Origin of the sequence: Bradyrhizobium uaiense (genome assembly GCF_010811875.1) — a bacterium.
Taxonomy (GTDB): Bacteria; Pseudomonadota; Alphaproteobacteria; order Rhizobiales; family Xanthobacteraceae; genus Bradyrhizobium; species Bradyrhizobium uaiense.
The window spans coordinates 24,324-48,408 of the sequence record NZ_VKHP01000008.1 but is presented as its reverse complement, the minus strand read 5'-3'; the positions used below and the strand labels follow the sequence as shown (position 1 = coordinate 48,408).

Annotated in this window: 22 protein-coding genes; 10 read left to right on the top strand and 12 right to left on the bottom strand. The window is 64.8% G+C overall.

Features of this window, described 5'->3' with window-relative positions; all coding sequences use genetic code 11:
• Positions 1–17: 17 nt before the first annotated feature.
• On the top strand, positions 18–1,418 hold the full coding sequence (lpdA, locus tag FNJ47_RS03860; RefSeq protein ID WP_163150780.1) for a dihydrolipoyl dehydrogenase: 1,401 nt from the start codon (positions 18–20) through the stop codon (positions 1,416–1,418).
• A gap of 37 nt (positions 1,419–1,455) precedes the next feature.
• Positions 1,456–1,995: a hypothetical protein gene (locus tag FNJ47_RS03855; protein ID WP_163150778.1), complete on the top strand. Its 540-nt coding sequence runs from the start codon at positions 1,456–1,458 to the stop codon at positions 1,993–1,995.
• 86 nt (positions 1,996–2,081) lie between these two features.
• On the opposite strand, the gene FNJ47_RS03850 is transcribed toward FNJ47_RS03855, so the two are convergent.
• Positions 2,082–2,672, bottom strand: a complete 591-nt coding sequence (locus FNJ47_RS03850) for a DUF4337 domain-containing protein (protein ID WP_163150776.1) — start codon at positions 2,670–2,672, stop codon at positions 2,082–2,084.
• A gap of 163 nt (positions 2,673–2,835) precedes the next feature.
• The gene (locus FNJ47_RS03845) at positions 2,836–3,786 is read right to left on the bottom strand and encodes a tyrosine recombinase XerC (RefSeq protein ID WP_430649351.1); all 951 of its coding nucleotides are present in this window, start codon (positions 3,784–3,786) and stop codon (positions 2,836–2,838) included.
• 130 nt (positions 3,787–3,916) lie between these two features.
• Here FNJ47_RS03845 and FNJ47_RS03840 point away from each other — a divergent pair, with 130 nt between their 5' ends.
• Entirely contained in the window at positions 3,917–6,127 is a 2,211-nt protein-coding gene (locus tag FNJ47_RS03840; protein WP_163150773.1) for a primosomal protein N', read from the top strand.
• A gap of 212 nt (positions 6,128–6,339) precedes the next feature.
• Here FNJ47_RS03840 and FNJ47_RS03835 read toward each other — a convergent pair whose 3' ends face one another.
• Positions 6,340–6,825 carry a septal ring lytic transglycosylase RlpA family protein gene (locus FNJ47_RS03835; protein ID WP_163150771.1) on the bottom strand — a complete coding sequence of 162 codons (486 nt, stop codon included), beginning with the start codon at positions 6,823–6,825 and terminating at the stop codon, positions 6,340–6,342.
• A 630-nt stretch (positions 6,826–7,455) separates the two neighbouring features.
• Here FNJ47_RS03835 and FNJ47_RS03830 point away from each other — a divergent pair.
• The 7 genes from FNJ47_RS03830 (at position 7,456) to FNJ47_RS03800 (ending at position 15,509) form a co-directional block, all read left to right on the top strand.
• Positions 7,456–8,016 (top strand): F0F1 ATP synthase subunit delta, encoded by a 561-nt coding sequence (locus FNJ47_RS03830; protein WP_163150769.1) that lies wholly within the window; start codon positions 7,456–7,458, stop codon positions 8,014–8,016.
• Positions 8,016–9,545, top strand: coding sequence for a F0F1 ATP synthase subunit alpha (gene atpA, locus FNJ47_RS03825; RefSeq protein ID WP_050400871.1), 1,530 nt, complete (start codon positions 8,016–8,018; stop codon positions 9,543–9,545). Before FNJ47_RS03830 ends, atpA begins: the two co-directional genes overlap by 1 nt.
• 91 nt (positions 9,546–9,636) lie before the next feature.
• Positions 9,637–10,515: a F0F1 ATP synthase subunit gamma gene (locus FNJ47_RS03820; protein ID WP_163150767.1), complete on the top strand. Its 879-nt coding sequence runs from the start codon at positions 9,637–9,639 to the stop codon at positions 10,513–10,515.
• A 26-nt stretch (positions 10,516–10,541) separates the two neighbouring features.
• A complete protein-coding gene (atpD, locus tag FNJ47_RS03815) occupies positions 10,542–11,984 on the top strand; it encodes a F0F1 ATP synthase subunit beta (protein ID WP_163150765.1) in 1,443 nt (480 codons plus the stop codon).
• 116 nt (positions 11,985–12,100) lie between these two features.
• Complete coding sequence (locus tag FNJ47_RS03810) at positions 12,101–12,508, top strand: F0F1 ATP synthase subunit epsilon (RefSeq protein ID WP_163150763.1); 408 nt, start codon at positions 12,101–12,103, stop codon at positions 12,506–12,508.
• Positions 12,509–12,714: 206 nt separating this feature from the next.
• Positions 12,715–14,385 (top strand): adenylate/guanylate cyclase domain-containing protein, encoded by a 1,671-nt coding sequence (locus FNJ47_RS03805; protein WP_163150761.1) that lies wholly within the window; start codon positions 12,715–12,717, stop codon positions 14,383–14,385.
• Positions 14,386–14,510: 125 nt separating this feature from the next.
• Complete coding sequence (locus FNJ47_RS03800; protein ID WP_163150759.1) at positions 14,511–15,509, top strand: helix-turn-helix domain-containing protein; 999 nt, start codon at positions 14,511–14,513, stop codon at positions 15,507–15,509.
• An 82-nt stretch (positions 15,510–15,591) separates the two neighbouring features.
• Here FNJ47_RS03800 and FNJ47_RS03795 read toward each other — a convergent pair whose 3' ends face one another.
• The 9 genes from FNJ47_RS03795 to FNJ47_RS03755 form a co-directional block, all read right to left on the bottom strand.
• Positions 15,592–16,092: an RNA pyrophosphohydrolase gene (locus tag FNJ47_RS03795; protein WP_163150757.1), complete on the bottom strand. Its 501-nt coding sequence runs from the start codon at positions 16,090–16,092 to the stop codon at positions 15,592–15,594.
• A gap of 23 nt (positions 16,093–16,115) precedes the next feature.
• Positions 16,116–16,619, bottom strand: coding sequence for an RNA pyrophosphohydrolase (locus FNJ47_RS03790; RefSeq protein WP_163150755.1), 504 nt, complete (start codon positions 16,617–16,619; stop codon positions 16,116–16,118).
• Between the two features lie 80 nt (positions 16,620–16,699).
• Complete coding sequence (locus FNJ47_RS03785; protein WP_163150846.1) at positions 16,700–17,911, bottom strand: divergent polysaccharide deacetylase family protein; 1,212 nt, start codon at positions 17,909–17,911, stop codon at positions 16,700–16,702.
• A 151-nt stretch (positions 17,912–18,062) separates the two neighbouring features.
• Positions 18,063–19,448, bottom strand: a complete 1,386-nt coding sequence (locus FNJ47_RS03780) for a S41 family peptidase (protein WP_163150753.1) — start codon at positions 19,446–19,448, stop codon at positions 18,063–18,065.
• Entirely contained in the window at positions 19,445–20,839 is a 1,395-nt protein-coding gene (locus FNJ47_RS03775; protein WP_163150751.1) for a murein hydrolase activator EnvC family protein, read from the bottom strand. Before FNJ47_RS03775 ends, FNJ47_RS03780 begins: the two co-directional genes overlap by 4 nt.
• A gap of 40 nt (positions 20,840–20,879) precedes the next feature.
• The gene (rlmH, locus tag FNJ47_RS03770) at positions 20,880–21,362 is read right to left on the bottom strand and encodes a 23S rRNA (pseudouridine(1915)-N(3))-methyltransferase RlmH (RefSeq protein ID WP_163150749.1); all 483 of its coding nucleotides are present in this window, start codon (positions 21,360–21,362) and stop codon (positions 20,880–20,882) included.
• 51 nt (positions 21,363–21,413) lie between these two features.
• Complete coding sequence (rsfS, locus tag FNJ47_RS03765) at positions 21,414–21,782, bottom strand: ribosome silencing factor (protein WP_016847840.1); 369 nt, start codon at positions 21,780–21,782, stop codon at positions 21,414–21,416.
• 186 nt (positions 21,783–21,968) lie between these two features.
• On the bottom strand, positions 21,969–22,592 hold the full coding sequence (locus FNJ47_RS03760; RefSeq protein WP_163150747.1) for a nicotinate-nucleotide adenylyltransferase: 624 nt from the start codon (positions 22,590–22,592) through the stop codon (positions 21,969–21,971).
• A 45-nt stretch (positions 22,593–22,637) separates the two neighbouring features.
• A complete protein-coding gene (locus FNJ47_RS03755; RefSeq protein WP_163150745.1) occupies positions 22,638–23,930 on the bottom strand; it encodes a glutamate-5-semialdehyde dehydrogenase in 1,293 nt (430 codons plus the stop codon).
• Positions 23,931–24,085: the final 155 nt, after the last annotated feature.

The following is a 24,085-nucleotide window of genomic DNA, read 5'->3' as shown; positions in this document are numbered from 1 at the left end:
CTACAGGACCCTCCATCATGGCTTCTTACGATCTCGTCGTCATCGGCACCGGACCCGGCGGTTACGTCTGCGCGATCCGCGCGGCACAGCTCGGCATGAAGGTTGCCGTCATCGAGAAGAACGCGACGCTGGGCGGCACCTGTCTCAATGTCGGCTGCATGCCGTCGAAGGCGCTGCTGCACGCCTCCGAGATGTTCGAGGAAGCCGGGCACTCCTTCGCCAAGATGGGCGTCAGCGTCTCGGCGCCGAAGCTCGATCTGCCGGCGATGATGAACTTCAAGCAGCAGGGCATCGACGGCAACGTCAAGGGCGTCGAGTTCCTGATGAAGAAGAACAAGATCGACGTGCTCAAGGGCACCGGCAAGATCCTTGGCGCCGGCAAGGTCGAGGTCTCCGGCGACGGCAAGACCGAGACCGTCGAGACCAAGAACATCGTGATCGCCACCGGCTCCGACATCGCGCGCCTGAAGGGCATCGACATCGACGAGAAGCGCATCGTGTCGTCGACCGGCGCGCTGTCGCTGGACAAGGTCCCCGGCAGCCTGCTGATCGTCGGTGCCGGCGTGATCGGGCTTGAGCTCGGATCGGTCTGGCATCGTCTCGGCGCCAAGGTCACCGTGGTGGAATTCCTCGACCGCATCCTGCCCGGCATGGATGGCGAGGTGGCGAAGCAATTCCAGCGCATCCTCGAGAAGCAGGGTTTTGCCTTCAAGCTCGGCGCCAAGGTCACGTCGGTCGACACCTTGGGCAAGACGCTCCAGGCCAAGATCGAGCCGGCCGCCGGCGGCGCTGCTGAGACCATTGAAGCCGATGTGGTGCTCGTCTGCATCGGCCGCGTGCCCTACACCGAGGGTCTCGGGCTGAAGGAAGCCGGCGTTGCGCTCGACAATCGCGGCCGCGTCGAGATCGATTCGCACTTCTCGACCAACGTGAAGGGCATCTACGCGATCGGCGACGTCGTGGCCGGGCCGATGCTCGCACACAAGGCGGAAGACGAAGGCGTTGCCTGCGCGGAGATCATCGCGGGCCAGGCCGGCCATGTGAACTACGACGTCATTCCAGGCGTTGTGTATACCACGCCGGAAGTGTCGTCGGTCGGCAAGACCGAGGAAGACCTCAAGCAGGCCGGCGTCGCCTATACCGTCGGCAAATTCCCGTTCACCGCGAACGGCCGCTCCAAGGTCAACCAGACCACCGACGGCTTCGTGAAGGTTCTCGCAGATGCGAAGACGGACCGGGTGCTCGGTGTGCACATTGTCGGCGTCGAGGCCGGCGAAATGATCCACGAAGCCTGCGTTCTGATGGAATTCGGTGGTTCGGCCGAGGATCTGGCGCGGACCTGCCACGCACATCCGACCCGCTCCGAGGCCATCAAGGAAGCCGCGCTTGCGGTCGGCAAGCGTGCCATCCATATGTGATCATACGTCCGGCGCGAGCCGGGGTGAGATCAAAGCGATGTTGCGCCGCCTGCTTCAGCCGATCTGGGTCCTGCTTGCGATCATCTTCCTGATCGAGGCTTGGCTATGGGATCACCTCGAGCCGATCGTGGCCCGGGTGGTCGCGTGGATCCCGCTGCGCGCGCTCAAGCAGTGGCTTGCCGAGCGGGTCGATTCGCTGTCGCCGGCGATGACGCTGATCGTCTTCGTCGTACCGCTAATTCCGCTGTTTCCGCTCAAGCTGTTCGGGCTCTGGCTGCTCGCGAACCAATACTGGTTCAGCGCAGTCTCGCTGATCCTGTTCGCCAAGTTCGTCGGCGTCGGCGTCACGGCTTTCCTGTTCGACGTGACGCGGTCGAAGCTGCTGGAGATGCCCTGGTTCGAGGCGCTCTATAATTTCGTGATGGGATTGCGCGCCAAGGCCACCGAGCTGGTCGAGCCGGTCAAGCGGCGCATCCTCGAAATGATCAGTGGCGATGGCGACGGCTGGACGGCGCGCACGCTGCGCCTGATCGCACGCTTCCGTAAAAGCGTGCACCAGACCAGCAAGGTTCTTTGATTGGGACACTCCGTCCCGTCATCCTGAGACGCGCGCAAGTGCGCGCTCCTCAGGATGACGGGGATAGTTGGTGCCAGCCAGCCCCCTCAATGCAGATGCAGCAGGTGCGGCTGGAGCAGGCCGAGCAGCGTCATCACGACGCCGGCGAGTGTCACGAGGCCGGACACCCAGGCCAGCGCAGCGATCCCCGTGATGATGGTCGCGGATGCCAGCACGATGGCGATCTGGAAGGCGGCGGAGGCAAGCTCGAAGTGATGATATTTCGCGGTCGCCTCGTCGCGCTCATGCTCGGCGTGCTTGGCGCGCTCGGAGAGTTGCTCCGAACCCTCGCCGGTCTCCGGCTCCGAGCGGTAGCGCGCCGCGGTCTTCTGCCAGTCGTCGATCTGCTTCTGAAGCGCGGCCTTGGCCGCCTCGTCGGTGGTGGTGGCGAGGTTCAGCTTGCCCTGCTCGGCGGCGGTCTGCACCGCGGTGCGGCGGATGCTCTTGGCCTGGAAGAAGGCCCAGAGGTTGGACGCCTCGACATTCTTGCTGATCGATTCGGTCTGGGCACCCTTGCCGAGCGTTTCGGACAGCGCCAGGCACAGCGCGATCACGGCGATCAGGAGCGCGATCTTCCTGTTCTCGGTCGACGCATGCTCGGCATGCTCCGCGTGCTCCATACTTTCTTGTGCGCTCATGATTCCCCTCCGGATGAGACCGCGCCACGATTGCCGAATGCGGCGCACAAGGCAAGTGCCCCGCGTTTTGTGGCAGCCGTATGAATGAAAATGAACGGTCTAAAGATGAACGGTGGATCGGCAAGTGACGCCTGCGCCTGACGTCGAACTGACAGCGGAGCGTTCAGCCGCGGGGGTGCGCGGAGCGATAGACTTCGAGCAGGCGCTCGCTGTCGATGCCGGTGTAGATCTGCGTGGTCGACAGCGATGCGTGGCCGAGCAATTCCTGGATCGCGCGCAGGTCGCCGCCGCGGCTCAGAAGGTGCGTGGCGAAGGAGTGGCGCAACGCATGCGGCGTGGCGCTGTCGGGCAGGCCGAGCGCGCCGCGCAGCCGCTCCATGGTGAGCTGGATGATGCGCGGGCTCAAGGGGCCGCCGCGCGCGCCCACGAACATCGGCCCGATTGGATTCAGTTGATGCGGGCAAATCGCCGCATAGTCCGCGATCAATTGCAGCACGTTTTGCAGCACCGGCACCATGCGGGTCTTGTTGCCCTTGCCGGTGACGACCAGCACGTCGCCTTCGCCCGGCTTCGGCACGTCGCGCCGCTTCAGCCCCAGCGCCTCGGAGATACGCAGGCCCGAACCATAGAGCAGCGCCATCACGGCGGCGTCGCGCACCAGGATCCAGGTCTCGCGGTCCTCATCCGCGCGCTCGTCGGCGTCGGCAAAGCGCTTCGCCGCTTCCATATGGATCGGCTTCGGCAGGCTCTTCGCCACCTTGGGCGCGCGGATCGCCGACAGTGCGCCGACCTTGCCCTTGCCTTCGCGCTCCAGAAAACGTCCGAACGAGCGCAGGCCCGCCAGCGCCCGCATCAGCGATCGCCCGCCGATCTCGTCGGCGCGGCGCATCGCCATGAAGGCGCGCACATCGCTCGCTTCGAGCGCGGAAAAGGCCGCAAGCGTCACGCGCGCGCCCCAGTGTTCGGCCAGGAAGGCCAGGCATTGCCGCACATCGCGGGCGTAGGCTTCGAGCGTCTTCGGCGACAGCCGCCGCTCGGCGCGCAGATGCGAGAGCCAGCGCGTCATTTCCTGCGTCACTGATGTGTCGGCGCAGTCGAGCTCGAGCGGTTGCATGGGCTGATCGGTCCGGGCCATCTGTAAAGGGCTATTGGCGCTGCGATTCTCCTGATTATATCGCATTGCCTTCGTTTACCGTTCGCTAAGAGGGCGCAGCGGTGCTAGCCCGGCTCAAAGCTCTGATTCAATGGACCACACCACGCGCCCCAGCCCAGCCTCTGCATCGACGACGGGTGTCGTCGACGTGCTGGTGCCTGTCGCGCTGAACCAGACCTATTCCTACCGCGTGCCGCGCGGCATGGAGCTTGCGCCCGGCGACGTGATCTCTGTTCCGCTCGGGCCGCGCGAGGTCGTGGCCGTGGTGTGGGCCGAGAATGCCAGGCCCGATCCGCGGCTGCACAACCGGCTCAAGGACGTCAGCGAGAAGCTCGATGTTCCGCCGCTCCGAGCGGAGCTGCGCCAGCTGGTCGACTGGGTCTCCAACTACACGCTGTCGGCACGCGGCATGGTGCTGCGGATGACGCTGCGGATGGGCGAGAACCTCGGGCCGGAGCGGATGCGGCTCGGGGTGCGGCTGGTCGGCGAGCCGCCGCGGCGTCTGACCCCGGCACGCCGCAGGGTGATCGAGGTGCTGTCTGACGGCTTGCTGCACAGCAAGTCGGAGGCGGCGCGGGAGGCCGGCGTCAGTTCCGGCGTGATCGACGGCCTGGTCGACGAGGGCACGCTGACGGTCGAGGCGCTGCCGCCGCCGGCCGCGCCGCCCGTTCCGGATCCCTCCTATGCGCAGCCGGATTTCTCGCGTGGGCAGCGCAGCGCGGTCGACGTGATGCGGACGCTGGCGGCGAGCGGCAGCTTTCATGTCGCGCTGCTCGACGGCGTCACTGGTTCCGGCAAGACCGAGGTCTATTTCGAGGCGATCGCCGAGAATATCCGCCGCGGCAAGCAGACCCTGATCCTGATGCCGGAGATCGCGCTGACCGGCCAGTTCCTCGACCGTTTCGCGCAACGCTTCGGCGTGCGGCCGCTGGAATGGCATTCGGAGCTGACGCCGCGCACGCGGGCGCGAAACTGGGCCGCGATCTCCGAGGGCAAGGCGCCGGTCGTCGTCGGCGCCCGCTCGGCGCTGTTCCTGCCCTATGCCGATCTCGGTCTCATCATCGTCGATGAGGAACACGACCAGGCCTACAAGCAGGACGACGGCGCGCATTATCACGCGCGCGACATGGCGGTGGTCCGCGCCCATATCGCAAAAATCCCGATCGTGCTGGCGTCGGCCACGCCGTCGGTCGAGAGCGAGGTCAATGCGCGCAAGGGGCGTTATCAGCGGGTGGCGCTGCCGTCGCGCTTCGGCGGCCAGCACATGCCGCACATCGAGGCGATCGACATGCGACGCGCGCCGCCGCCGCGCGGGCGCTTCATCTCGCCTGTTCTGGCCGAGCAAATTCGCCATGCGATCGAGCGCCGCGAGCAGGCGCTGCTGTTCCTCAATCGGCGCGGCTATGCGCCGTTGACATTATGCCGCGCCTGCGGCCATCGCTTCGCCTGCACGATCTGCGACGCGTGGCTGGTCGACCATCGCTTCCGCCAGCGGCTGGTCTGTCATCACTGCGGTTTCTCGATGCCGCGCCCGAACATCTGCCCGCATTGCGCGGCCGAGGAATCGCTGGTCGCGGTCGGCCCCGGCGTCGAGCGTCTACAGGAAGAAGCCGCGAGCATCTTCCCCGAGGCACGCACCATGGTGCTGTCGAGCGATCTCATCACCTCGATCGAGACCATGCGCAGCGAGCTCAACGAGATCGCGGAGGGCCGCGTCGACATCATCATCGGCACGCAGCTGGTGGCGAAAGGGCACAACTTCCCGCGGCTCAATCTGGTTGGCGTCATCGACGCCGATCTCGGGCTGAGCAACGGCGATCCGCGTGCGTCCGAGCGCACGTTCCAGCTGTTGAACCAGGTGGTCGGCCGTGCCGGCCGCGAGCAGGGCCGCGGCGTCGGCTACCTGCAGACCCACCAGCCGGAACACCCCGTCATCAAGGCGTTGATCGCCAACGACCGCGAGGCGTTCTACGCCAGCGAGATCGACATCCGGGAGCGCACCGGCTACCCGCCGTTCGGCCGGCTGGCGAGCCTCATCATCTCCGCCGGTGACCGTCCGACGGCGGAAGGGTTTGCACGCAAGCTCGCCGCATTGGCGCCGCTCGATGAGCGGATCCAGGTGCTCGGCCCCGCCGAGGCGCCGCTTGCGGTCATCAAGGGTCGTTACCGGTTCCGCCTGCTGGTGAAGTCGCTGCGCAATGTCGACCTGTCGCAATATCTGCGCGAATGGCTGGCAGCAGCTCCGAAGACCACGGGCAATCTGAAGCTCGAAGTCGACGTCGATCCGCAGAGCTTTCTGTAGAGGGCTCTGTCCTCTGTCATTGCGAGGAGCGAAGCGACGAAGCAATCCATGCGTCCGCAAATGCGGTGAAATGGATTGCTTCGCTCCGCTCGCAATGACGGCGGCGGCTATCGGCGCGGCCAAGAAAAAGCCTGCCGTCATTCGCGACGGCAGGCCTTTTGGCGCGAGGCAGGCCTCGCGGCCGTTACGCAACGCAACGCTTACTGAAGAGCTTAGGAAACGACCTCGGCAGTGACGCGGCCGACGCCGGCACCGGTCAGGCCGATGGCGCGGGCTGCGCCGGTGGAGAGGTCGAGCACGCGGCCGCGGATGAACGGGCCACGATCGTTGATGGTGACGACGACGCTCCGGCCGCCATGAGTGACGCGGACCTTGGTGCCGAACGGCAGCGAGCGGTGGGCCGCGGTCATGGCGTTCTGGTTGAAGCGCTGGCCGGAAGCGGTGCGGCTGCCCGACTCATTGCCGTAGAACGAGGCCATCCCCGAGAATGTGTGGCCGCCGGACGGCTGGATCGATGCATTGGCGTCGCGCCAGGACGAGCCTTCGGCGCGAGCGTGATGATGGTGGTGACGATGATGCCTGGACTTCGCGGACGCCTCGGTCACGCTGCCCCCGACCAGGATAGTTGCGGCGACAAACGCAAGCGCCGTACGCGACCGGGTGACATTGCCCAGTGTCGCCTTCTTGATATTCACCATTGATAAGACCCTCAGACAGTATTGCCGCTAACGCAGCAAGTGGAACCCCCGTCCCTTCGTTGACCAAGGCCGTTTGGTTTCGCAATGAGGCACGAATTGGGCAGTAAATCTCGATTGTCTCGGGCTGAAATATCTTGTTACCGCTTTAGGGTATTCAAGCCAGGTTCCGTAACCTTGCTCGTTAACTGATTTTTAACCAAATTAATACTTACTAATACTGGTTAATTAGGCGGCGGTAAGTTTTAAGTAAGTAATCGCCAAATGAAACGGCGGCGCGCGTCGGGTTCCTTGCGCGCTCGGCCATAGGCCCATGCAAATTTCGATGGAACAAAATCGCGACGGTGCGAATCGGTGCCCGTCGCGCTGAATTTCCGCGCGCCGAATTTCATGATTCGGTCGCCGGCCACGATCGCCAAAAACCACGTGCGACAAGGCGGCTCTCACGATGCCGTCATGTTGCACCTGCGCGATGGCTATGTTAGCAAAGCCGCGATTTTAACGATCCCGGCACGTCCTGTGCCGGTCGAAAATCGAAGTCCCGCTTGAATTCCAAGGGCTTGGATCGCTAGGCGCTGCTTTGGTGGCGACGGTTTTTCCCTTGCGAATTTGACAGCAAAAAAGAGCGAGCTCGTGGCTGCTGAAGATCCGTCCGTTTCGGGAGTGTCCGGTCGTTACGCAACGGCCCTGTTCGAGTTGGCGCGCGACGAGCAAACCGTCGATCAAGTCAGGGCCGACCTCGACAAGTTCGAGGCCATGCTCAACGAGAGCGCCGATCTCAAGCGCCTGGTGCGCAGCCCGGTGTTTTCCGCGGATGCCCAGCTGAAGGCGCTGACCGTGGTGCTCGACAAGGCCGGTATCTCCGGCACGTCGGCCAAATTCCTCAAGGTGCTCACCGCCAATCGCCGGCTGTTCGCAATTGCCGATGTGATCCGCGCCTATCGCGCGCTGGTGGCGAAGTTCAAGGGCGAGGCGACTGCGGAAGTCACCGTCGCCGAGCAGCTCAGTGACAAGAATCTCGACGCCCTGAAGACCGCACTGAAGTCAGTGACGGGCAAGGACGTCGCGCTCAACGTGAAGGTCGATCCCTCCATTATTGGTGGCCTGGTGGTCAAGCTCGGCAGCCGCATGGTGGATAGTTCGCTTCGCACCAAACTCAATTCGATCAAGAACGCGATGAAAGAGGCAGGCTGATGGACATCCGCGCCGCAGAAATTTCTGCGATCCTCAAGGACCAGATCAAGAATTTCGGCCAGGAAGCCGAGGTCACCGAAGTTGGCCAGGTGCTGTCGGTCGGTGACGGTATCGCCCGCGTCTACGGTCTCGACAACGTCCAGGCCGGTGAAATGGTCGAGTTCGAGAACGGCACGCGCGGCATGGCGCTCAACCTCGAAACCGACAACGTCGGTATCGTGATTTTCGGCGCCGACCGCGAGATCAAGGAAGGCCAGACCGTCAAGCGCACCCGCGCCATCGTGGACGCGCCGGTCGGCAAGGGCCTGCTCGGCCGCGTCGTCGACGCGCTGGGTAACCCGATCGACGGCAAGGGCCCGATCCAGGCCACCGAACGCAAGCGCGTCGACGTCAAGGCGCCCGGCATCATTCCGCGCAAGTCGGTGAACGAGCCGATGGCCACCGGCCTCAAGGCGATCGATGCGCTGATCCCGATCGGCCGCGGCCAACGCGAGCTGATCATCGGCGACCGTCAGACCGGCAAGACCGCGATCGCGCTCGACACCATCCTGAACCAGAAGCCGCTCAACGCCCAGCCGGACGAGAGCCAGAAGCTGTACTGCGTCTACGTCGCGGTCGGTCAGAAGCGCTCCACGGTTGCGCAGTTCGTCAAGGTGCTCGAAGAGCAGGGCGCGCTGGAATACTCGATCGTTGTTGCGGCCACCGCGTCCGATCCGGCGCCGATGCAGTACATCGCGCCGTTCACCGGCTGCACGATGGGCGAATACTTCCGCGACAACGGCATGCACGCCGTGATCATCTATGACGATCTGTCCAAGCAGGCCGTCGCCTATCGCCAGATGTCGCTGCTGCTGCGCCGCCCGCCGGGCCGCGAAGCCTACCCGGGCGACGTGTTCTATCTGCATTCCCGCCTGCTCGAGCGCGCCGCCAAGCTCGGCAAGGATCATGGGTTGGGCTCGCTGACGGCGCTGCCGGTCATCGAAACCCAGGCCAACGACGTGTCGGCTTACATCCCGACCAACGTGATTTCGATCACCGACGGTCAGATCTTCCTGGAAACCGACCTGTTCTTCCAGGGCATCCGTCCCGCTGTGAACGTCGGTCTGTCGGTGTCGCGCGTCGGTTCGTCGGCGCAGACCAAGGCGACCAAGAAGGTCGCCGGCAAGATCAAGGGTGAGCTCGCGCAGTACCGCGAAATGGCGGCGTTCGCGCAGTTCGGCTCCGACCTCGACGCGTCGACCCAGCGCCTGCTCAACCGCGGTTCGCGCCTGACCGAGCTCTTGAAGCAGCCGCAGTTCTCGCCGCTGAAGATGGAAGAGCAGGTCTGCGTGATCTGGGCCGGCACCAACGGCTATCTCGATGCGCTTCCGCTCAACAAGGTGAAGGCTTTCGAGGATGGCTTGTTGTCGCTGCTGCGCGGCAAGCACGTCGAAATCCTGAACGCGATTCGCGACAGCCGCGATCTGTCCGACGACAGCGCCGCCAAGCTGAAGGCGGCGGTCGACGGCTTCGCCAAGACGTTTGCATAACGAATGGGGCGTCGCCCGGCTCGCTGCCGGGCGTGACGAACAGAGGCTTGCGATCTGACCATTGTGGTCGGATCGCCGGGGTGAACGAAGAATGGCGTCACTAAAAGACATGCGGGTCCGCATCGCCTCGACCAAGGCGACGCAGAAGATCACCAAGGCCATGCAGATGGTCGCAGCCTCCAAGCTGCGCCGCGCGCAGAACGCCGCCGAAGCGGCGCGGCCCTATGCCACCAAGATGGACGCGGTGATTTCCAACATCGCTGCCGCAGCCAATGGCTCGCCCGGCGCGCCGGCGCTGCTCGCGGGCACCGGCAACGACCAGGTTCACCTGCTGCTGGTCTGCACCGGCGAGCGCGGCCTGTCCGGCGCTTTCAACTCCGCCATCGTGCGCTTGGCGCGCGAGCGGGCGAACGCGCTGCTCGCACAGGGCAAGGAAGTCAAATTCTTCTGCGTCGGCCGCAAGGGCTACGAGCAGCTGCGGCGGACGTTCGAGAAGCGGATCGTCGAGCATCTCGACCTGCGCTCGGTGCGGCAGATCGGCTTCGTCAACGCCGAGGACATTGCCAACAAGGTGCTGGCGCGGTTCGAGGCCGGCGAGTTCGATGTCTGCACGCTGTTCTATTCGCGCTTCCAGTCGGTGATCGCACAGATCCCGACCGCGCAGCAGATCATCCCGCTCGAGGTCGCCGCGCCCGCCGCGGGCACGGCTCCTGCCACGTCTTATGAATATGAGCCGGAAGAGGACCAGATCCTCGGCACCCTGCTGCCGCGCAACCTCGCGGTGCAGGTCTTCCGCGCACTGCTTGAGAACAACGCCTCGTTCTATGGCGCGCAGATGAGCGCGATGGACAGCGCGACCCGCAATGCCGGCGAGATGATTCGCAAGCAAACCCTGATTTACAACCGAACCCGTCAGGCCCAGATCACGAAGGAGCTGATCGAGATCATCTCCGGCGCTGAGGCGGTCTAAGGCAGATTTTCGAAGGAGAACAGTCCATGGCTACAGCAGCCAACCAGATCGGTCGCGTTACCCAGGTCACGGGCGCCGTGGTCGACGTGCAGTTCGAAGGCCATCTTCCGGCGATTCTGAATGCGCTCGAGACCAAGAACGGCGGTAACCGCCTGGTGCTCGAAGTCGCGCAGCATCTCGGTGAATCGACCGTCCGCACCATCGCGATGGACATCACCGAAGGTCTGGTGCGCGGCCAGGAAGTGACCGACACCGGCGAACCGATCCGGGTGCCGGTCGGCGAAGGCACGCTCGGCCGCATCATCAACGTCATCGGCGAGCCGATCGACGAAGCCGGTCCGATCAAGTCCGAAGGCCTGCGCGCCATCCACCAGGAAGCGCCGAGCTACACCGATCAGTCGACCGAAGCCGAAATCCTCGTCACCGGCATCAAGGTCGTCGACCTTCTTGCTCCGTACGCGAAGGGCGGCAAGATCGGCCTGTTCGGCGGCGCCGGCGTCGGCAAGACCGTGCTGATTCAGGAACTGATCAACAACGTCGCGAAGGCGCACGGCGGTTACTCGGTGTTCGCCGGCGTCGGCGAGCGTACCCGTGAAGGCAACGACCTCTATCACGAGTTCATCGAATCCAAGGTCAACGCCGATCCGCACAATCCGGATCCGAGCGTGAAGTCGAAGTGCGCGCTGGTGTTCGGCCAGATGAACGAGCCGCCGGGCGCCCGCGCCCGCGTCGGTCTGACCGGCCTGACCGTCGCCGAGCACTTCCGCGACCAGGGCCAGGACGTGCTGTTCTTCGTCGACAACATCTTCCGCTTCACCCAGGCGGGTTCGGAAGTGTCGGCGCTGCTCGGCCGTATTCCTTCGGCCGTGGGTTATCAGCCGACGCTCGCGACCGACATGGGCGCGCTGCAGGAGCGCATCACCACCACCCAGAAGGGCTCGATCACCTCGGTGCAGGCGATCTACGTGCCGGCCGACGACTTGACCGACCCGGCGCCCGCCACCTCGTTCGCGCACTTGGACGCCACCACGGTGCTGTCGCGCGCGATCTCGGAAAAGGGCATCTATCCGGCGGTGGACCCGCTCGACTCGACCTCGCGCATGCTCTCGGCGCTGGTCGTCGGTGAAGAGCACTACAACACCGCGCGTCTCGTCCAGCAGATCCTTCAGCGCTACAAGTCGCTGCAAGACATCATCGCCATTCTCGGCATGGACGAACTGTCGGAAGAGGACAAGTTGACGGTCGCCCGCGCCCGCAAGGTCGAGCGCTTCCTGTCGCAGCCGTTCCACGTCGCCGAAATCTTCACCGGTTCGCCGGGCAAGTTCGTCGACCTCGCCGACACCATCAAGGGCTTCCGCGATCTCTGCCAGGGCAAGTACGACCATCTGCCGGAAGCGGCGTTCTACATGGTCGGCACCATCGAAGAAGCCGTCGAGAAGGGCAAGAAGCTCGCCGCCGAAGCGGCTTAAGCTTTGGGATGTCGTCATCGCCAGACCTGGTCCGGCGATCCATCGCACCAGAAGCATTTTGACTGATGGACCCGCGGGCCGAGCCCGCGGGTGACCGCGCAAAGAACGGAAAGACCATGGCCACCTTCCACTTCGATCTCGTCTCTCCCGAAAAGCTCGCCTTCTCCGGCGAGGTCGATCAGGTTGACGTTCCCGGTGTGGAGGGTGATTTCGGTGTGCTCGCCGGACACGCTCCGGTCGTCGCCACGGTTCGTCCGGGTATCCTGACGATCACGACCGCCGGCAAGCGTGAAAAGGTGATCGTGCTCGGCGGTCTTGCCGAGGTGTCGGACAAGGGGCTCACCGTGCTCGCGGACGTCGCGACCGCGATTGCGGATCTCGATCGTGCGAAGTTTGCCGAGACCATCGCTGAGATGCAGGAAAAGCTCGCGGAGCACGAGGGCACCGAGCTCGACCACGCGATCGAGCGGCTCGATCACTTCAAGAGCATCCAGCACGAGCTCAACGCGACGGCTATGCACTAGGGCGCGGTTGCTGACCAGCGATCGCGCCTTTGCGTCGAGTGAGCCGGCCCCCTTTCTGAAATCGCTCACACTTTTCCAGTCATCGCCTGCAGAGGCTTGAACGATTCAACGCCCGCCGCACCTTGCGGGCGCTGAATGCTTGTTGCGCCTGCGAGTGTCTGGCGGCATTCTCTCGGCATATTTTCTGGGTTCCGGGGCTGGCACTCATGAAGCGCAAGATCGCTGCGATCTTTGCGGCCGATATTGCAGGCTATAGTCGATTGGTTGCCGAGGATGAGGAAGAGACGCTGCGGCGGCTCGCCTCCTATCGGCAGGTCACCGACGACTTCATTGCAAAGGGCGGTGGCCGCATCTTCAACACCGCGGGCGACGCGGTGCTTGCGGAATTCCCCAGCGCCGTCGAAGCCGTGCGTTGCGCGATCGACATCCAGGAAAGCCTGCGCACGCGTAACATGGCCTATCCGCCGAGCCGGCAGATGGCGTTTCGGATCGGTATCACCATCGGCGACGTCGTCGAGCGCGACGGCGATCTGCTTGGCGACGGTGTCAATATCGCCGCGCGGCTCGAGGGCCTCGCCGAGGTCGGCGGCATCTGCGTGTCGCGCGCCGTGCATGAGCAGGTCGCCAACAAGCTGTCGGTGCAATTCGCCGATATCGGCGCGCAGGAAGTGAAGAACATCCCGACCCCCGTGCACGCCTACATGGTGGCGATGCGGCGCGAGGACGGCAGCTACGCGACGCCGCAGGTCAAGAAGCCGATCAAGGTCCCACCGCCGGGCGCGCCGGCATGGATGTGGCCCGCTGGTATTACCCTGGTGCTGTTGGCTGCGATCGGCGTCGGCGGCTTTCTCGCCTACACCAAGCTGGAAACCTCGGCGACGAAGCCTGCAGCCGTGGCCAGTTCCGCTCCGGCATCCGCGCCCCTGGTATCTGCTTCACCCGCACCGTTGGTCGCACCGGCGCCGCCGGCTTCGACGGTGCCGTCTGCGAAGCCCGCGCCGACGCCGGCGCTGGCCGCGCCGGCATCCCCGCCGGCGCCTTCGATCGCATCGGGTGACAAGCTCGCCACCGACATCATTCCGTTCGTCAGCGACCGCACCCGAAATGTGCTCGCGACCGAATATGCGCCCGCGAACGATTTCAAGGCGATTGCCCTCAACATCAACGGCTTCGTCGGATCGAGCGTGGCGCAGCCGAGCGAGGACGCGGCGAAGACGTCAGCCCTCGAGCAGTGCCAGAAGCGCGCCGACAATGCGGGCTCACCGCGCAAATGCGAACTGTACGCCGTCGGCAATACGATCGTGTACGCCCATGGCCTGCCGCCGGTGCCGCCTCTGCCATGGGTCAAGCGTGATGCGCTGGTCGAGAAGCCCTACGCCACCAAGGACGTTCCGCTGCTGCGCGAGGCGGCCAGGGCCCGGCTCGACAGCCTGTTCGTGCCGGGACGCAAGACGCGAACCATCGCGCTCGGTCCGGGCGGTCACTACTTCTTCAACGCGGGCATCGATTCGCTGGAGGAATCGGCGCGGCGCAACCTGCAGGCCTGCGGCGCGGTCGCGGGCGTGCCCTGCACGATCGTCGCGGTCGACGACGTCTTCGTGGTGCCGATTCCGGCCACGTTGCGCGTGATCGGCTTCTTCAAGGCGGCGGACAGCTCAGTCATCACGCCGGGCGAGCGCAGCGACGTCGCACGAAAGCTTGCCGACGCGACGGTAGGCTGGAATGCGGTCGCAGTCGGCACGCAGGGTCGGCCGGGATTGGGATTGAAGGCGGAGAACGAGCAGAGCGCCGTCAATGCTGCGCTCGGTGACTGCGCCAGGCGCGACAGCGATTGTCATGTCATCGCGATCGGTCCGTTCGCGGTCGGCCCGAACTAAAGCGCGATCCGGAGAATGTGAAGCAGCTTACAGCGTGGATCGTGCACAGATGACAAGCTGCGGCGCGATGACGAATCGACCTGGTCGCATCGCGATTTTACCACCGACATGACGGACACGATGCTGTGCTGACTTTCTCCACCGAGGCTCTCCGCCCGCAGGACCGATTTGAGCATTGGTGCGACGTGCGCGGCAAAAGCCTATTCGGGGTCACCATCGAGCTCGAACGCGACAGGCGGCCCGATTTCCGCGGGCGCTTTTCCGCGACACCGGTTGGCGATGCCATGCTGGCGGAAATGTCGGCGTCCTCCTATCGCGTCAGCCGGACCTCGTCCGACATCGCCCGCGTTCCGAGCAACAGCCTGCATCTCGCCTGGCAGGTGCGCGGCCCAGGCCACATGAATATCGGCCGCGACCGCGTTCAGTGGGTGGGCAACGGGGATCTGGTGTTCGGCCACTCCAATCTTCCGTTTGCGTCAACGCCCGACCGGACCGATGGCTTCCACTTCTTCAGCCTCAAGATTCCCGTCACCAGCGACCTCGTGCTTGGTGCGCGGATCGAGGACGTCCCGCCGGTCATGCTGGCGCGTGATGCGCACCTGACGCGCCTTGTCGGCGCCATGTTCCGCTCCATGACACGCGATCCGGCGCAAGCCGGGCAGTTTGCCGGCGAGGTCACGCATATGGTGCGCCTGGCGCTGCTTGCGCGCGGACGCCTGCGGCCACGCCTGGATGAGATCCGTGCCGCACTGCATGCGGGCTATCTCCATGCCGCGCACGAAATCCTGCTGCGCGATCTGCATCGCGCCTCGCTCACGCCGGCCGCAGTCGCCACCGAACTCGGCATTTCGCTGCGGCAATTGCATGCGCTGTTCGAGCCGACCGGGCTGTCGTTCGCGCGGACGCTGACGGCGACGAGGTTGCAGGAGGCGAGGCGGCTGCTCTACGCCAAGCAGGAGCGCGGGATCGACGAGATCGCGTTCGCGTGCGGCTTCGACAGCATCGCGACTTTCTATCGCGTCTTCCGCGCGGCCTACGGCATGACGCCGGGCGATGCGCGGCGCGTTCCGCCGCCAGATCGGGATGACGTTTCTTCGAATCGCCATCCCGCCCTGGCTCTTTAGTTCGAGCATGCCCTCCGCGCAAACGCATTCGCGTTTGTCGCGAGGGAAAACCGCTACACACTTTTCCGGATCATGCTCCAGATCAGCCGGCGAATTCCGCGAACCGGGTCGCGACCGTGCGATAGACGTCGCGGCGGAACGGCACCACGAGATCGGCGACGCGGTCGAGGCGCTCCCAGCGCCATTGATCGAACTCGGCGGGCTGGCCGTTGCGCGGCGTCAACGGATCGATCTCCTCGTCGCGTCCGGTGAAGCGCAGCGCAAACCATTTCTGGCGCTGCCCGCGGAATTTGGCCAGCCGGTGCGACGCCGGTCCGTCATAGGCAGGGAATTCGTAAGTCATCCAGTCGGTCTCGCCGAGATAGTCGGCGCTGACCGCCCCGGTCTCTTCCCACAATTCGCGCATCACGGCCTGCCGCGGATCCTCGCCCGCATCGATGCCGCCCTGCGGCATCTGCCATTCAAGGCCGGGCAGCACGATCTCCGGACCGTCGTCCTTGATCCGGTGACCGATCAGCACGTGTCCGTCGCCGTTGAACAGCGCGATGCCCACATTGGGGCGATAGGGCTTATCTGATGACATCTCGATACGTGTGCGTCGTGGGTCTATTTGTCCGCCAGACCGGCGAATTCCTTCACGACGCGCTCATAGACCGGGCGCTTGAACGGCACAATCAGCTCCGGCAGATTCTGCATCGGCTCCCAGCGCCAGGTGATGAACTCGGCCTTGTGGCCGCCGCCGGGGTTGGCGACGTTGATCTCGTTCTCGTTGCCGGTGAAGCGCAACGCGAACCATTTCTGCCGCTGGCCGCGATAGCGTCCCTTCCAGGCGCGGCCGGCGACGGTGCGCGGGATATCGTAGATCAGCCAGTCCGAGACCTCGCCGAGCTTCTCCACCGACTTGATGCTGGTTTCTTCGTAGAGCTCGCGCCGCGCGGCCTGAAACGTATCCTCGCCGGGATCGACGCCGCCTTGGGGCATCTGCCAGACATGCGCATCGTCGACATGCTCGATGCCGCCCGCGCGACGGCCGATGAAGACCAGTCCGGCTGCATTCAGCAGCATGATGCCGACGCAGGTTCGATAGGGCAGGTCTTCATAACGTGCCATGCTGCCGCTACCTCGCAGTTCCCGGTGCTGCCGGACCCGGCCCCCCGGCAAGGTCTCGGACTGCACCAACAGATTGATCTCTAGCCCGATTTTGATTTCAGCATCGCCGTTGTCAATGGCACAAGCATAATGCCCTTGGAGTCCAGGGTCTTGAGCCAGGCGCCGAGCCGCTCGATCGAGACCGGCAGCGCCGAGGCGACACCCACGGCGGTGCCGCGTTCCTTGGCGATGGTTTCCAGCTTGACCAACGCACGGTCGATTTCCGCCGACGTCGGCACCGCGTCGATGGCGAAATCGGCCTTGGCGAACGGCAGTGACTGGCCCGCCGAGAGCGTCTGCGCGACGCTGCGCGGGGTGGAACCATCGTCGAAAAAGCTCAGGCCGCGCTTGGCCGCTTCGCGCACGATGGGCTGCATCACTGGATCGGTCGCGACGAACCGGGCGCCCATGAAGTTGGCGATCCCGGCATAGCCCTGCAGGCGGCTGAGGTGCCAGTAGAGGCGGTCGAGATTCTGCTCGCTGCTCAATGTGGTCAGCAGCGTCTGCGGGCCGGGATCGTTGTCGGGATAGTCGAACGGCTCCATCGGGATCTGCAGCAGGATCTCGTGGCGCTGCGTCCGGGCGCGTTCTGCAAGCTTGCCGGGGTCGGCGCCATAGGGCGTGAAGGCCAGCGTTACGGCCGGCGGCAGCTTCATGATGGCGTCGGTGGTCTTGGCGGCGCCGACGCCGAGGCCGGCGACCACGATGGCGACCACCGGCATCCGGGCGGCCTTGGCGCGGTCGGCCTCGGCCGCATAGACGGTGAACGGCTTCAGGCCATCGGCAACCATGGGGATCATGCCGTAGCGCGATTTTTCCAGGAGGCGCGGGTCGATCCCGGTCGTCGCGACCGGTGGCGAATCGACATCCGCCTTTTCACGGGGATCGCCGGCGCCGATCACGACGTCCTGGCGCTTGCCGCTGGAGCCGTCGATGATGGTGACGGTTTTGGCGTCGCTGGCTGCGGCCGGCGCCTTGGCGACGGATTTGACCGCCGGCTCGGCCGTCTGGCCGGCAGGGGCATGCTTGTCGTCGGTGGCTGCGGGCGGGGGATTGCGGAGTGTGACGCGGGCCATCGGCTCGCCGCCGAGTGGGTTGTCGTTGAACAGCGCGACGCCGGCGAAGCCGACCAGCACGAGGCCCAGCAGCACGGCGAGCGCCTGCATCGCCGTGAATGGCAGGCGGAAACGGCGCGTCCTGCCCACCGTGTTCTGCCCAAGCGGCGTGCTCAGTTCGTCGGCCGCTTCTGCCATGCCCCTCCCCGAATCAACAGCGCGAACGATAGCACGATGCGGTGCATTCACGCGCACCGGCCGCCCCGTCAAAGCACGGTTACGGGTGGACATCCGAAAACAGAAAGGGCGGCCTGAGGGCCGCCCTTTCGCCGAATCGATTGGATTGGATTTAGTTCGCGGACTTGTTGGCCGGCTTGTCGACGGCGGCCTTGTCGCCGGGCGCCTTGTCACTGGACGGGGTGGCCGGTGCCGGCGTGGCGTTCGAGGTCGACTTGATGCCGTGCAGCAGGTCGTCGGCCATCTTCAGTGCCTTGTCGTCCTTGGCATCCGGCGGGACGTAGGACTGCGAGCCGGTCTTCTCGTCGCCATCGTTCTTCAGATGGCCGCGCAGCGAGGCTTCGCCCTTGGTGTCGGTGCGCGCCTTCAGCTCGTCCGGCACGTCCTGCAGCACCTCGATATCGGGCACGATACCCTTGGCCTGGATCGACTTGCCCGACGGCGTGTAATAGCGCGCGGTGGTCAGGCGGAGCGCGCCGTTGCCCGAGCCGAGCGGGATGATGGTCTGCACCGAACCCTTGCCGAACGAACGGGTGCCGACCAGCGTCGCACGCTTGTGGTCCTGCAGCGCGCCGGCGACGATTTCGGAGGCCGACGCCGAGCCGCCGTTGATCAGCACGATGACCGGCTTGCCCTTGGTCAGGTCGCCCGGATGGGCGGCGCGGCGCTGGGTTTCCTCGGCATTGCGTCCGCGGGTCGAGACGATCTCGCCACGCTCCAGGAAGGAGTCGGACACCGTGACCGCTTCTTCAAGCAGGCCGCCGGGGTTGTTTCTGAGGTCGATGATGTAGCCCTTCAGCTTGTCGCCGATCTGGCTCTGCAGGTTGGCGACCTCCTTTTTCAGGCCTTCGGTGGTCTGCTCGTTGAAGGTGGTGATGCGGATATAGGCGATGTCGTCGGCCTCGACCCGCGCGCGCACCGAGCGGACGCGGATGTTGTCGCGCACCAGCGTGACGTCGATCGGATTGTCCTGGCCCTTGCGGATGATCTTGAGCTTGATCTTGGTGTTGACCGGACCGCGCATCTTCTCGACGGCCTGGTTCAAGGTCAGGCCCTGCACGGCCTCGTCGTCGAGGTTGGTGATGATGTCGTTGGCCATGATGCCGGCCTTCGAGGCCGGGGTGTCGTCGATCGGCGAGACGACCTTGATCAGCCCGTCTTCCATTGTGACTTCGATGCCGAGGCCGCCGAACTCGCCGCGGGTCTGCACCTGCATGTCGCGGAAGCTCTTGGCATCCATGTAGCTCGAGTGCGGGTCGAGACCGGACAGCATGCCGGAAATTGCGGATTCGACCAGCTTGCTGTCATCGGGCTTCTCGACATAGTCGCTGCGCACGCGCTCGAACACGTCGCCGAAAAGGTTGAGCTGGCGGTAGGTGTCCGACGTCGCGGCACGCGCGCTCGATCCCATCAGCACAGCGCGGGGCTGTGTGACGAAAAGCGTCAGGGCCGCGCCGGTGGCGGCGCTAAGGAGAATTACCGAAGTCTTGCGCATCATCCGCGAACCTTTTCGCCTTCATTTGCGGCCCACCATGGACCTGGATCGATTGGAGTGCCGTCTTTCCGGAACTCGACATAAAGCACTGGCTGGCTCGCATTGGTCGCGAGAATGGATGCGACTTGGGATGTCGACCCCATGGTCGCGACCGGCTCCCCCGTAAGTACAAACTGGCCGATGTTTACCGAAATTCGCTCCATCCCGGCGATCAGGACATGATACCCGCCCCCGGCATTGAGGATCAAGAGTTGTCCATAGCTGCGGAAAGGACCAGCGTAAACAACCCAGCCGTCACACGGGGTTGTGACCTGGGCGCCCGGCTTGGCTGCCAAAGAAATGCCTTTTTGTACGCCTCCCGCGCCGTCGGAACCGCCAAATTCGCGAATCTTGGTGCCGTTTACGGGATAGGAGAACAGGCCTTTGGCCGAAGCGAAGGCGACCGCCGGGCTCATGCGGGCCGGGTCCTTCAAGGCGCCCAGATTCGGCTTGCCGTTAACCGTCGCCGGGGCCCCCTGGAGGCTGGCCGTGGCGGCCGCCTTGGCCGCGCTCTTGAGGTCCTGCTCCATCTTGGCGATCAGGCTCTGCAGGTCGGCGGCCTGCTTGGACAGCGCAATGGCGCGGGCGCCTTCTGCCTCCATGTCCTTCTCGGCCGTGCTCTGCTGCCGCTGCCGCTCGTCGACCAGCGCCGCAAGGCGGGTCTGGTCTTCCCTCAGCTTGTCACGATCAGCCGCCATGGCATCGCGCTCGGTCGAGATGGTCTTGCGCAGCGCGACAAGCTCGCCGAGATCGGCCGCAAGCTTTTCGGCGCGGACGCGCAACTCCGGCACCACGGCGCCGAGCAGCATCGCGGTGCGCAGCGATTGCAGCGCGTCCTCTGGCCGCACCAGCAGCGCCGGCGGCGTCCGCCGCCCGGCGCGCTGCAGCGCGGCCAGCACCTCGATCACTTCGGAGCGGCGTGAATCGAGCGAGCTGCGGATCTCGCGCTCGCGGCCATCGAGCGGCAGCAAGCGCGCCTCGGCATCCGCGATCCTTGTCTCGACGCCGCGTACCTGACCGGCAATGTCGATCAGCTGCTGATTGAGCTTGCTGCGGTCCTGGCCCATCGCGGCGATGTCGGCCTTCAGCTTCTCCTGCAGCTCGGTCGCCTTGCGCTGCTGCTCGCGTGCGGCCTCGAGCTCCTGCTCACGCTGCTTGATGGCGTCGGGCGATGTCTCCGCGGTTGCAGCCTGCTGTGCCGGCGGAGCGGATTGTTGCGTTGATGGTGCCGCTTGCGCATGCGCCGCGGGCTGTGGCTGTGCGGCGAGCACGGCGATCGACAAGGGCAGCGACGCCAGCAGCCCGCGGCGGCGCGCGGTGCCGAAATACGAAGCTGTGTCCCGCTTGTGCTGCATTCGCGTACGTTCAGTGCTTTCGACTGTCCGTCACCGCCGCTCAAGCGCGGTGATAGGGATGGCCGGCCAAAATGGTTGCGGCCCGATAAATCTGTTCCAGAAGCATGACGCGGACCATTTGGTGCGGCCAGGTCGCGGAGCCGAATGCAATACGCAACGAAGCCTTGCGCTGCAATTCCGGCGAAAGTCCGTCCGCGCCGCCGATCACGAAGGCCGTATGCGCCAAACCCTCGTCGCGCCAGCGGCCGAGCTGCTGCGCAAAGCTTACGCTGTCGACGCTCTTGCCGCGTTCGTCGAGGGCCACGAGCGCGTATTTGTCGGGCAGCAGCGCCGAGATCGCCGCGGCTTCTTCGGCAATGCGTGCGGCTGTGTCGCGCGCGCGACTTTCCGCAATCTCATGAATCTCGAGGCCGCGAAACCCGAGCTTGCGGCCGATATCTTCGAAGCGCTCGCGGTAACGCTCGGCGAGCTCCCGTTCAGGGCCCTGTTTCAGGCGGCCGATGCAGATGACGACGAGACGCATCAACGCAGACTAGCTGCGCTGCTGCCGATTCGCATCGGCCTCGATACCCCCTTAGACCGCCGCGACCGCCGGGTTCTGAGTCCACAACCGCTCGAGATTGTAGAACTCGCGTACCTCGGGCCTGAACACGTGCACGATCACCTCGCCGGAATCGATCAGCACCCAGTCGCAATTGGGCAAGCCCTCGACGTGGATGTTCTTGACCCCGTTTTCCTTGAGGCTTTTCGTCACATTTTCCGCGATCGCGCCAACGTGCCGGTTCACCCGGCCGGTGGTGACGATCATGTAGTCGGAATATGCGGATTTGCCGCGAAGGTCGATGGTGACCGTTTCTTCCGCCTTCATATCCTCGAGGCGGGAGAGGATCAGGCTCAGCGTCTTGTTGGCATCCGGTTTGTCGGCGTCCGGTTGCGCCTGCAAGGCCGCGGTTTTCGTCGATGTTTTACGCGCAGTCTTTGGAACCTTGGGTAAAACAGACTTTGACAATACAGATGTGGCCAGGGACCATTCCTTTCACTGTATCGCGGGCGCCGAATCCTCGGCCCCACGCGCCATACTACGCATGTGGGGTTAATGGTTTCAATATTCCAGTAACCCTTTTGCGCTTCATCCCGTTCTCCAGCTCCCGTCAGGGTTCCGGAGTCCGGTCGAAGACAGATTGGATTTCATTCCTGTCAGGAAGACCCAGGCGGGCGCCTGCTGGTCGGCCAGCCGTGTCGCCTGATTTTCGGGCATGCGATAGCGCGAGAGCGCCTGCGCCGCCGGTGCGGCAAGGGCGCGGAAGCTTTGGGGCGGTCGGTCGATCACGGCAATCGGCACATCGGACGCGATGCGCCGCCAATCTTTCCAGCGATGAAATTGCGCGAGATTGTCAGCGCCCATGATCCAGACGAAGTGCACGCCGGAGACACGGCGGCGCAAGTGGATGATCGTGTCCACTGTATAGTGCGTGCCAATGACAGCTTCGAGACAGCTGATGTCGATGCGCGGATCGTCGGCAACGCGGCGCGCGGCGGCGGCGCGCTCGTTGAGCGCATGCAGGCCGTCATGGTTCTTCAGTGGATTGCCCGGCGTCAGCAGCCACCACACGCGATCGAGTTGCAATCGCTTGAGCGCGAACTGGCTGATGGCGCGATGCGCGGCGTGCGGCGGATTGAACGAGCCGCCGAGCAGCCCGATACGCATGCCGTTGGTGTAGAACGGCAGGGCCTGGGCTGCGGACAACGACACGCGTGAGGCCTGCTGCAATGGTCTACCGTGCGCGTGCGATCGTGATCACGGCCGTGTCTGCCCGGTGCCGTGGACACGATACTTGAAGCTCGTCAGCTGCTCGGCGCCGACCGGCCCGCGGGCGTGGAATTTGCCGGTGGCAATTCCGATCTCCGCGCCAAAGCCGAACTCGCCGCCGTCGGCGAACTGGGTCGAGGCGTTGTGCAGCACGATCGCCGAATCGACCTCGTTGAGGAATCTTTGCGCGGCAGTCGTGTCTTCCGTCACGATCGCATCGGTGTGATGCGAGCCGTGATTTTGAATATGCGCAATCGCTTCATCGAGGCCGTCGACGATTTTCGCGGAGATGATCGCGTCCTCGTATTCGGTGTTCCAGTCCTCGTCGGACGCAGGCTTCACCCTGGCATCGGCGCCTTGCACGGTGTCGTCACCGCGCACCTCGCAACCGGCGTCGATCAACAACGCGACCAGCGGTTTCAGCTTCGTCGCAGCAGCGTCGCGATCAATCAGCAGCGTCTCGACGGCACCACAGACGCCGGGACGGCGCATCTTGGCGTTGAGCACGACCGACTTCGCCATATCGAGCTTTGCACTGGCATCGACATAGATGTGGTTGACGCCCTCGAGATGCGCGAACACCGGAACGCGTGCCTCCGCCTCGACGCGCGCGACCAGGCTCTTGCCGCCACGCGGCACGATCACATCGATGCCGCCGTTCAATCCGGTCAGCATCAGGCCGACGGCCGCGCGATCACGGGTCGGCACCAAAGTGATGGCGGCCTCGGGCAGGCCGGCTTCGCGCAGGCCCTGCACCAGGCATTCATGGATCGCGCGGCAGGAGCGGAAACTGTCGGAGCCGCCGCGCAGGATCACCGCGTTGCCGGCCTTCAGGCACAGCACGCCGGCATCGGCGGCGACATTGGGCCGGCTCTCGAAGATCACACCGATGACGCCGAGCGGCACCCGCACGCGCTCGATGGTCATGCCGTTCGGACGCTGCCAGCTCTCGGTGACGGCGCCGACCGGATCGACAATCTCGCGCACGGTCGCAACACCGCCGGCCATCCCGTCGATGCGCCCCTGCGTCAATGTCAGGCGGTCAACGAAGGCGGAGGTCATGCCGCCCGCGCGCGCCTCGGCAACGTCCTCGGCATTGGCAGCGAGGATCGCCGGCGCATTAGCGCGGATCGCGCGTTCGATTGCCGCGAGCGCCCGGTTCTTCTGCTCCGGCGGCGCCAGTGCCAGCACGCGCGCGGCAGCGCGCGCCTTGGCGGCGAGGTCGGTCATCAGGGCGGCGAGATCGGCGTTGCCGTCGATCGCCTTCAGGGGGGCACTCATGGAAGTCCCAGTCCTTGTTTGAGCATGATCTCTTCGGAAAACCGGTGTCCACTTTTCCGGATCATGCTCTAAGGCCATGTTCTAGCATGGCAATTGCGGGGTGGCGAGGCGCGGAACCGGCATGGCAGGTGGGCGGCAGGCCGGCTGTCGGCCCA

Bases quoted from the DNA above. Each gene is read 5' to 3' on its own strand.
- atpD (WP_163150765.1), top strand. From the start codon at position 10,542: ATGGCTACAGCAGCCAACCAGATCGGTCGCGTTACCCAGGTCACGGGC.
- FNJ47_RS03785 (WP_163150846.1), bottom strand. From the start codon at position 17,911: ATGGCAGAAGCGGCCGACGAACTGAGCACGCCGCTTGGGCAGAACACG.
- FNJ47_RS03855 (WP_163150778.1), top strand. From the start codon at position 1,456: ATGTTGCGCCGCCTGCTTCAGCCGATCTGGGTCCTGCTTGCGATCATC.
- FNJ47_RS03835 (WP_163150771.1), bottom strand. From the start codon at position 6,825: ATGGTGAATATCAAGAAGGCGACACTGGGCAATGTCACCCGGTCGCGT.
- FNJ47_RS03840 (WP_163150773.1), top strand. From the start codon at position 3,917: ATGGACCACACCACGCGCCCCAGCCCAGCCTCTGCATCGACGACGGGT.
- FNJ47_RS03850 (WP_163150776.1), bottom strand. From the start codon at position 2,672: ATGAGCGCACAAGAAAGTATGGAGCACGCGGAGCATGCCGAGCATGCG.
- FNJ47_RS03780 (WP_163150753.1), bottom strand. From the start codon at position 19,448: ATGATGCGCAAGACTTCGGTAATTCTCCTTAGCGCCGCCACCGGCGCG.
- rlmH (WP_163150749.1), bottom strand. From the start codon at position 21,362: ATGCGTCTCGTCGTCATCTGCATCGGCCGCCTGAAACAGGGCCCTGAA.
- lpdA (WP_163150780.1), top strand. From the start codon at position 18: ATGGCTTCTTACGATCTCGTCGTCATCGGCACCGGACCCGGCGGTTAC.
- FNJ47_RS03790 (WP_163150755.1), bottom strand. From the start codon at position 16,619: ATGGCACGTTATGAAGACCTGCCCTATCGAACCTGCGTCGGCATCATG.
- FNJ47_RS03810 (WP_163150763.1), top strand. From the start codon at position 12,101: ATGGCCACCTTCCACTTCGATCTCGTCTCTCCCGAAAAGCTCGCCTTC.
- FNJ47_RS03755 (WP_163150745.1), bottom strand. From the start codon at position 23,930: ATGAGTGCCCCCCTGAAGGCGATCGACGGCAACGCCGATCTCGCCGCC.
- FNJ47_RS03820 (WP_163150767.1), top strand. From the start codon at position 9,637: ATGGCGTCACTAAAAGACATGCGGGTCCGCATCGCCTCGACCAAGGCG.
- FNJ47_RS03805 (WP_163150761.1), top strand. From the start codon at position 12,715: ATGAAGCGCAAGATCGCTGCGATCTTTGCGGCCGATATTGCAGGCTAT.
- atpA (WP_050400871.1), top strand. From the start codon at position 8,016: ATGGACATCCGCGCCGCAGAAATTTCTGCGATCCTCAAGGACCAGATC.
- FNJ47_RS03845 (WP_430649351.1), bottom strand. From the start codon at position 3,786: ATGCAACCGCTCGAGCTCGACTGCGCCGACACATCAGTGACGCAGGAA.
- FNJ47_RS03775 (WP_163150751.1), bottom strand. From the start codon at position 20,839: ATGCAGCACAAGCGGGACACAGCTTCGTATTTCGGCACCGCGCGCCGC.
- FNJ47_RS03795 (WP_163150757.1), bottom strand. From the start codon at position 16,092: ATGTCATCAGATAAGCCCTATCGCCCCAATGTGGGCATCGCGCTGTTC.